Genomic DNA, 8,469 nt, shown 5'->3' with positions numbered 1-8,469 from the left:
CAGGATACCGACAACGACGGCACGCCTGACTACCTGGATGTCGATGACGACAACGACGGTGTCGACAGCGAATTTGAGAACCCTGACCCCAACGGCGACGGTGACCCATCCGACGCAGTCGACACCGACAATGACGGCACCCCCGACTATCTAGACGTGGATGACGACAACGACGGTGTCGACAGCGAGTTTGAGAACCCTGACCCCAATGGCGACGGCGACCCATCCGATGCCCAGGATACCGACAATGACGGTACGCCTGATTATCTCGACAACGACGACGACAACGACGGTGTCGACAGCGAGTTTGAGAACCCTGACCCCAATGGCGACGGCGACCCATCCGACGCTCAGGATACTGACAATGACGGCACCCCCGACTACCTGGATGTCGATGACGACAACGACGGTATTGACAGCGAGTTTGAGAACCCTGACCCCAATGGTGATGGTGACCCCAGCGACGCTCAGGATACTGACAACGATGGCACGCCCGACTATCTAGATGTCGATGATGATGGCGACGGCATCGACACCATCGATGAAGATGCTGACGGCGATGGCGATCCGCTCAATGATGACACTGACGGTGACGGCATTCCCAACTACCTCGACATCGACTCTGACAATGACGGCATTCTGGACGAAGAAGAAGGGAATGGCGACACCGATGGGGACGGCACGCCCGACTATCTCGACCTTGATTCTGACGGCGATGGCCTCACTGACCTACAAGAGTCTGGGTTAAGTACCACTGATATTGCAGCGTTGGACACTGACAATAACGGGGTGATTGACCCGAGCAACTCCTTTGGCTCCAACGGATTGGCAGATGCGGTGGAAACCACACCTGAGTCTGGTGCCCCTGACTACGATGGGGACGGAACACCGGACGAACCCGTTGATACGGACGGCGACGGCGTTGATGACTATAAAGACCTGGACGCTGACAATGACGGCATCAACGATGTGTTAGAAGCGGGCGGCACCGACGTTGATGGCGATGGCATCGATGACAACACCGGCGGCCCTGACGCTGATGGCGATGGCTTACCCAACGCCCTTGACCCCAGCCATAGCGGCACTCCGGTACCCAATCCTGATACGGACGGGGACGGCGTTGCTGACTTCAGAGATCTCGACTCTGATAATGACGGCATCAATGATGTGATTGAAGCGGGCAACAATGACGCCGATGGCAATGGCATTGTCGATGGTCCTGACGCCGATGGCGATGGGGTGCCCGATGATAGCGATGGCGACGGCATTGTAGACACCGTTGACCCAGCCGATGGCTTTGGCGATGGCGGCGATACCCCAGCCCCCGACACCGACGGCGACAATGTGGCCGACTATTTGGACCTTGATTCTGACAACGATGGCATTAATGATGTCCTCGAAGGCGGCAACAATGACCTCAATGGGGACGGGCTGGTTGACGGGCCTGATTCTGACGGTGATGGCATTGCTGATGTGGTGGACCCGGCCGATGGCTTTGGTGATGAGGGCGAACCCACAGCACCTGACATTGACAACGATGGTACGCCTAACTATCTAGACCTTGATTCTGACGGCGATGGCATTGACGATGTTATTGAAGGCGGGAACGCAGACCTGGATAGTGACGGTGACGGCGTTGTTGATGGATCTGACACGGATGGGGACGGCATTCTCGATGATGTGGATCCGGCACCCAACACCTTTGGTGACAACGGTGACCCCACTGCGCTTGACTCGAACAGTGATGGGGTGCCTGACTATTTACAAGCGGGTAACAGCAACCCTGAGAATAGTTCGGGTACGGCGGGTAACGATGTACTCACGGGGGGCAATGGTGACGATATCATTAATGGCCTCAGTGACAATGACATCCTGGATGGCGGTGCTGGCAATGACATTGTCAATGGCGGTAGTGACCTGGACCGGGTAGTCGGCGGTGTGGGTAACGACATTCTCAACGCGGGTAGTGATGGGGATGAAGTTGACGCTGGCGATGGGGACGATATCGTTAATGCCGGTAGCGGCGATGACGTTGCCTACGGTAGAGCCGGCAAGGATCTGCTCAATGGGGGCAGCGGCAATGATACGCTCTACGGCGGCATCGGCGATGACCTTATCTCGGGAGGCAGTGAAAATGACTCTCTCTATGGGGAAGAGGGTCGTGACCTGCTACGCGGCGGCAGCGGCGATGACATTCTGGTCGGTGGAGAGGGCAGTGATTTGCTCTTTGGTGGACAAGGGCTCGACGCCTTCCGCTATGAACGGGTGAATGAATTCGGAGATATTATCTTTGACTTTGAAATCGTGCGCGATCGCATTGACCTCAGCTCCATCTTTAACGGCAATGCCGCCCTGGGCAGCAACGTTATCGCCCAGCAAGCTGGCAACAACACCGTTATCATGGCTGACACCGGCTCTGGCATGCAGCAGGTAGCGATGTTGATGAACGTCAACGCTGTCACCATCGACAATAGCAACTTCATCTTCTAGCACATTTTCATAGCAGTCCATGGAGACGCTTTATGCGTCTCCATGGACTGCGGACGATGGAAGCTAGCAGTGGACAGTGCTTCAAACAAAAGACTCCATTAGTCGTTGCATAACGGCTAATGGAGTCTTTTTATGGGCGTTACGCCCCGCAGGCATCCACAAAAAATATTTCCAAAACAGCGAAAATCATCATAAATCAACAGAAAATTCACCTAACTTAGCCCATATCTTATGGCAAAGCGATATTCCTTATTTTTGAAAAGGAATCGGCAATTTTGCTGAGAATTTTAAATATATATTGTGCACTCTATTTTTATCAGAATAATTTGTTTCAGCCTATTTATAGGCAAAAACCATAAATAGACGAGGGAAAATCATATTCCCTTTGATTTACTGTGCAATACAGCGATTACCACCACTCGTTCAGGGCATGCAAAAACCATGGTTAACAGCTCCAGTAGCCCCGTCAACAATTACGCTTCCGTTAATCTCTGTTGTGGGAGTTTTTTGGCCAATGACTGCCGTTGCAACACCCGTCATCTACATCAGTGATGAAGTTGGATTCAACAATAAGGGTAGTCGCAACCAGGTAGAAAGTTTAGACGATCCATGGCGCAGTGCTGCCAGTGCCATTGGCGCTGCTACTATCACCCAAAATCAGATTCCGACAGGAGACGATGTTTCCATCAGTGCCGATAACTATGAGTTATTCACGACCAGTAGTGGTATTACCGTCAGTACATCACTCCATAATGTGACCAATGCCGAGCTCAGCAATCCTAACAGTGTAGGAACTGTTGCCAACAGCGCCCAGCTACGTGACAGTAATACGCTTCAAAGCGATGCACCCAGGCCCCACAGCCTTTATAACACGACGGCTCAACCGCGATATTGGAATGAAACCAGTGGCTCAACGACGAGTCGCAATGGGGTTTTATTTACCTTTTCAGAACCGGTGACAGCATTTGGTGCCTGGTTTGGAGATTTGGAAACTAATCCAAATGGAACATCAGCAATTGTCAGATTGCTAGACGCCGATGGTAATCGGATCGGTGATGACACAGTGGTGACGACCACCACCGACCCTAGCCAGTGTGGCGATGCCTCGTTTCGAGGATGTGGCAACCGCACCACTCGATGGATTGGTTTTGTAGATGAGGCTAACCAGGTAAAACAAATGTTAGTGGTCGTCGGGGACGATGACCCAGGTGATACGGGCAATCGTGAACACATTAGCTTTATTGGTGCCACTCTCGCAGAACAACCTGCGGACAATCCTCCTAAGACCCCAAATCTTCTGTTGGTCAAACGTATCACAGCTATTAATGGGGACACCGAAACCGTTAACGGCAACAACCTATCGTTGTATAGGGATGACTTCAGCAATCCCTATGACGACAATGACATCACCGTATCGGCCCCGATTAGGCCAACCGACCCCCGCGAAGATACCGATCAATGGCCCAATATCACCACCAACCTGATAGGGGGCATCGAGGGTGGTCAAGTTAGCCCCAGCGATGAAATTGAATACACCATCTATTTTCTCTCTTCTGGAAATGCCGCTGCCGAAGATGTTATCTTTTGCGACTATATTCCCACGTTTTCAAGTTTTATCCCCAATGCCTATGGCAATGCGTTAGCAGCGCCAGGTGGAATTGTTGGAGCCGATCTCAGCGTCGAACTCTTGAGAAATGGCTCCATTGACTACCATACCGGGGCAAATGATGGAGATAGGGCTACCTACTTTGCCCCAGGTATCGACCCAGCCCATAGTTTTCCTGAGATTGATTGTGACAATGATGGCAATGGGATCAATTCAAATCCTAACGGAGCCATTGTTGTAATCTTAGAAGACTTACCCAATGCGTCCTTAGACCCGACCGGCGCCTATGGGTATGTTCGCTTTAGGACACGGATAAATTAACTGGGCAATGTCTTCTTAGGGCTTGTTAAACATTAAAATCATGGCCTTGTGCATTTAAATCATGGCTTAACAAGCTTTTCTGGCTTAAACCGTGAAGTTGTTCCTTAACAGCTCCTTAGTTTGCCCGCTGCCATTGACGAATTACTTCTTCCACAACAGACCGATCCGGCGGTGAACTCACTTTGCCATTGGGATTCACCATTGCGCCGGGAATGTTTTTACTCCAGGGACTATCGGGCACCGAAGCTAGGTCCACATTGGCACTCATCGGGCGAAAACCATATTGAACAAACACAGCCTGCTGATCGGGCGCCATCAAAAAGTCAATAAACTGACGGCCAGCCTTGGCTTCTCCACCGCTGACATCCCGGCGCACAATAGCGGCCGTAGAGATGGTTTCGATGGTTGGATCCAGGTAAAGAATTTGGTATGGCTGCCCCTGGGTAGCACTGGACTGCTCCCAACGGTGCAGGGCAATACTTTCGTACACTGTGGCAATATCGGCATCGTTGGGGCCACGGGTAATAAACTCTTGCAACAGAATGTCAGTGGAGCGGGGCGGCTGATAGACCGACCGTTTGACCAGGCCAAACAGGGTCTGCACATTGTTTTGACCAAAGTCACTGGCATTGAGACTATTACTCTTGGCCTCCGCTTGAGACCATAACCCCATGGTGAGCTGACCGCTGTTGGAGCGGGTAGGATCGGTGGTAACAAAATCAAAGCTACCCCAGGCGGCATTGCCACCAATTTTGCTCCAGTTACCACCGGCCATGGCATCCTCTAAGCGTTGCCATTGAAACTGACCATCGGGAAATAGGACCTGGGCTCGTTCGGGCCAGGAAACCGCCACCAGCATTGTTTTTGCAATCGGCTGGGGCGTTTCATAGAAGGGCTCACTGCCATACTGGGCCTGCCAGCGCTGGCTAAGGTCATCTAGCAGTTGCCCATTGGCGGGAATTAGCACCGTGGGTTCAAAGTCGTTATTGTCGTCGATATATTGGTTGACGATATCTTGGGACCCTTGGAACTCAAGATTTATTTGAATTGACGGATTCTGTTGTTCGAAGCGGGCTTCGAGCAGTTTGAGGGGTTCTTGCAATTCGCTGCCGCTAACAATGGTGATGGTTTGGTTAACACCGGGCAAGGGCACAAAGGCCAGCCCCGCAGAGGCGGCGATAATGGCCAGGGAAATCAGGGGTTTGGACATGGGAGGAGAATTGGGAATTCGGAGTGGGCAATAGGGTAAAAATTAGGCTATCAACACGTCAACATTTTCTTGGAAGGCTTTGACCTCGTCGCTAAGTTCTCGCACTTCGGCGGCGGCAACAGAACTGGAGAGATCGGCCGTGCGCAGCTTGTTTTGTAGCTGTTGCAAAACGCCTCCCGATTCCACAATCAGGTTCGATAGGTTGGCCAACTGGGCTTGGCGGGCGTCTTCCCCTTGCTGGGCCAGGGCAATATTGCGTTTTAGGTTGTTGGCCAGTTTGCCCCACTGTTCCTGGGCCACGCCTTTGCTGTTGCGCACTTTCTTTTCGGCTTGTTTTAGCTGCCGCTCTAGGTCATCAACCGAGAGTAGGGCGTCTTGGCCCTCCATTTTCAACGCTAGCTGATCGATCTTTTGGGGCAGCTCCTGGGTGCGATCGCACGCATACTGCACCACCCCCAACAGCTCAATCTGGTCACTGTCCGTCAGCAAACGAGTCGCCTCTGTATTCAGCTCATCGGCCCGTTCCCCCAGGGCCACAGCCTGCTGCCGCACCTGCTGAAACTCACGGTTAATGGCCTTGTTAGTCAGCTCCACCCTGTCCGGCTCACGGGAGTTCAGCACAGCTGCCCCTGCCGTGGCAATGATGGCTGCACCGGGGATGGCCACAAACGCAGGTAAACGACCCACCCGCACCGCACCCACTAAAAAAATGCCCCCCGCCAGCACCGCCAGTGGATACTGCAATGGATTAGCTAGCTTCATCAGTGCTCCTAAAACTCTACCTGCAGATCCGCCATCAGCTGGGCAATGGTGGCCGGATCCCCCTTACGATAGTATCCTCCGTTCAGCTGGGCAATTTGCTCTAGGGCCTGGGGATTAAAGTCCCCTTCTTTGCCATAGCCCACGGTGAAAAAGGCAATGCGCTGATCCGACGAAAATCCGCTCTTCGATAGCTCTTGGCCCAACTGATCCAGGCCGATGCCCGATTCAGAATCCTCACCGTCGGTCAAAATCAACACCGCATTGATGGCATTGGCCCGCAGGTTTTCCGAGAGCCAGTTGCGGGCAGCCAGGGCTGAATCATACAAGCGGGTGCCACCGTCTGCCTGTAGGCTAGCGACAAACTGAAGCCCCCGTGCTTTCCCTTCCGGGGTGCCATCCACTAAAACGGGCTGCCGGATATCACTATCAAAATCAATTAGGGCCACCTGGTCTTTGGGACCGAGGCCATCTATGTAGGTCTTCAGCGTATTCTGCACTGATGGGAGTTTATTGCCTTCCATGGAGCCGGAGGTATCCACCACCACCACCACTAGAGAAGACTTTTTCGCCACCTGGCTCCAGGTCGTCAACATCGCTTCAGCGACCTCTGGGGCGGGGGGCCGATAGGAATCATAGCTAGCCTGGGGATCTACACCAAAGCTACTGGAAAACTTAGACCCGAGCGCTACACCAGGAGCCCCCGGTCGTAGCCCCAGGTTCGTGGCAATTGCCTGGGCTGGGGGCGATTGCAAATAGTCCACAATTTGATCAGCGGCGGCTTTTTCCTGGTCGTTGACCCAGGGGGCATTGGGCACAATGGCCCGCATGTTGGAGGTAAATGTGGATTTGGGATACACCGCTTCGTAGCGGGTGCCTCCGGGGGGCAACTCTGTATTGGCGGCAATTACCGATGATTCATAGACTGAGCCAATGGATGCCCAAAACGGCCCATTCTCCACCATGGATTTTGCCAGGGTGGAGGTGGATTTGCCGTAGCGAGTGATTTTAGTTTGAATCTGTTGAACCGCGGCCTGGTGTTGTTTCACATCGTCCAGGGTGAGGTCTTCTGGGCGTTTGCCAGAAACAGAGGCAAACTGGGAGACCAGGGTTTGTAACCCGGAGTTGGAACGGGTGGGTGCGGTGTGGACGTAGTAAACGGGCTGGGCTGGACTGCTGGAATCCAGGTCCTGATGGGTTTTGGCTGTGACTAGTTGTGAAAATAAATCGTCTACATTACGCAACCCCGGTGCCAGGTCGCTGGGCACCATAAACACCATGGGGCTGGTGGCCAGTAGCGGTGCGTCGGTAATGGCTGGAATATAGTTTTGGCCAGGGTAGAGCTGATCCATGCGATAGATCAGCTGATTTTGATAAATTTCACCATCCACCGACACAATGGTGGGAAATTCCGGCGCCTCAGGGGTAATGGCCCCCTGCTGTAGCTGCTGGGCCAAATTAACGGTGCGCTCCACCACATCACCGCTGCCCGCGGCTTCGCAACCCATGTAAAACGCCTCACCGCTATCCAGTTTGGGATTGGTTTGGTTAAACTGGGCGGCGGCCTCATCACAAAAATGGTGCAGCGCACTACCTACCAGCAGTTTCACTTCAAACCCGTTGCCGCTATCAGCAAAATTGCCGCCGCCACCGCAGCCGGCCAGCACCAAGGTTAACGTTCCAGAAACAACGGGCAACAGGCGTTTTAGTCGATTTACCATAACTCCCAATCAATGATTAGCAATTCACACGTTTGTGGCCATGCACATGTATGTGGCCGTTTCGCATCTATTGTGACCAACATGGCCCGCATCTGCCCAGGGATATCGAGTTGAATTCGGGGGGTTGAATTCGGAATTCCGAACTCCAGACGCCTGGAAAATCATTTTCCTTAGCGGTCCTCGCAGTCTGTTTGAATATCTACATCTAAGGTGTCTTCATCGATGGTGATGTACAACACGTTGGGCCGACAGCACACCTGACAGTCTTCCACATATTGTTGGGTGAGGCCGCCACTGATATCGATAAAGGTGGTGCTCGGTTCGCCGCAGTAGGCGCAGTAGTATTCGGCGGTGGTTTGCAT

Annotated in this window: 5 protein-coding genes and 1 pseudogene; 2 read left to right on the top strand and 4 right to left on the bottom strand. The window is 53.0% G+C overall.

What is annotated here, in order from left to right; all coding sequences use genetic code 11:
* Together IXB28_RS03630 and IXB28_RS03625 are read left to right on the top strand one after the other, a co-directional pair.
* Nucleotides 1-2,490 (top strand): annotated as a pseudogene (locus tag IXB28_RS03630) (hypothetical protein); the annotation flags it as partial.
* Nucleotides 2,491-3,004: 514 nt separating this feature from the next.
* Entirely contained in the window at nucleotides 3,005-4,417 is a 1,413-nt protein-coding gene (locus tag IXB28_RS03625) for a hypothetical protein (protein ID WP_215617183.1), read from the top strand.
* Between the two features lie 115 nt (nucleotides 4,418-4,532).
* Here the strand turns inward: IXB28_RS03625 and IXB28_RS03620 are convergent, their stop codons facing one another.
* The 4 genes from IXB28_RS03620 to IXB28_RS03605 all read right to left on the bottom strand — a co-directional run bounded on the left by IXB28_RS03620 (nucleotide 4,533) and on the right by IXB28_RS03605 (nucleotide 8,469).
* A complete protein-coding gene (locus IXB28_RS03620) occupies nucleotides 4,533-5,627 on the bottom strand; it encodes a substrate-binding domain-containing protein (protein WP_215617182.1) in 1,095 nt (364 codons plus the stop codon).
* Between the two features lie 42 nt (nucleotides 5,628-5,669).
* Nucleotides 5,670-6,389 (bottom strand): hypothetical protein, encoded by a 720-nt coding sequence (locus tag IXB28_RS03615; RefSeq protein WP_215617181.1) that lies wholly within the window; start codon nucleotides 6,387-6,389, stop codon nucleotides 5,670-5,672.
* An 8-nt stretch (nucleotides 6,390-6,397) separates the two neighbouring features.
* The gene (locus tag IXB28_RS03610; RefSeq protein WP_215617180.1) at nucleotides 6,398-8,107 is read right to left on the bottom strand and encodes a VWA domain-containing protein; all 1,710 of its coding nucleotides are present in this window, start codon (nucleotides 8,105-8,107) and stop codon (nucleotides 6,398-6,400) included.
* A 170-nt stretch (nucleotides 8,108-8,277) separates the two neighbouring features.
* Complete coding sequence (locus tag IXB28_RS03605) at nucleotides 8,278-8,469, bottom strand: CPXCG motif-containing cysteine-rich protein (protein WP_215617179.1); 192 nt, start codon at nucleotides 8,467-8,469, stop codon at nucleotides 8,278-8,280.

This window comes from Leptothoe kymatousa TAU-MAC 1615 (assembly GCF_018739865.1).
GTDB classification, from domain to species: domain Bacteria; phylum Cyanobacteriota; class Cyanobacteriia; order Phormidesmidales; family Phormidesmidaceae; genus Leptothoe; species Leptothoe kymatousa.
The sequence above is the reverse complement of the archived record's forward strand: the minus strand, read 5'-3'. Positions and strand labels throughout refer to the sequence as shown.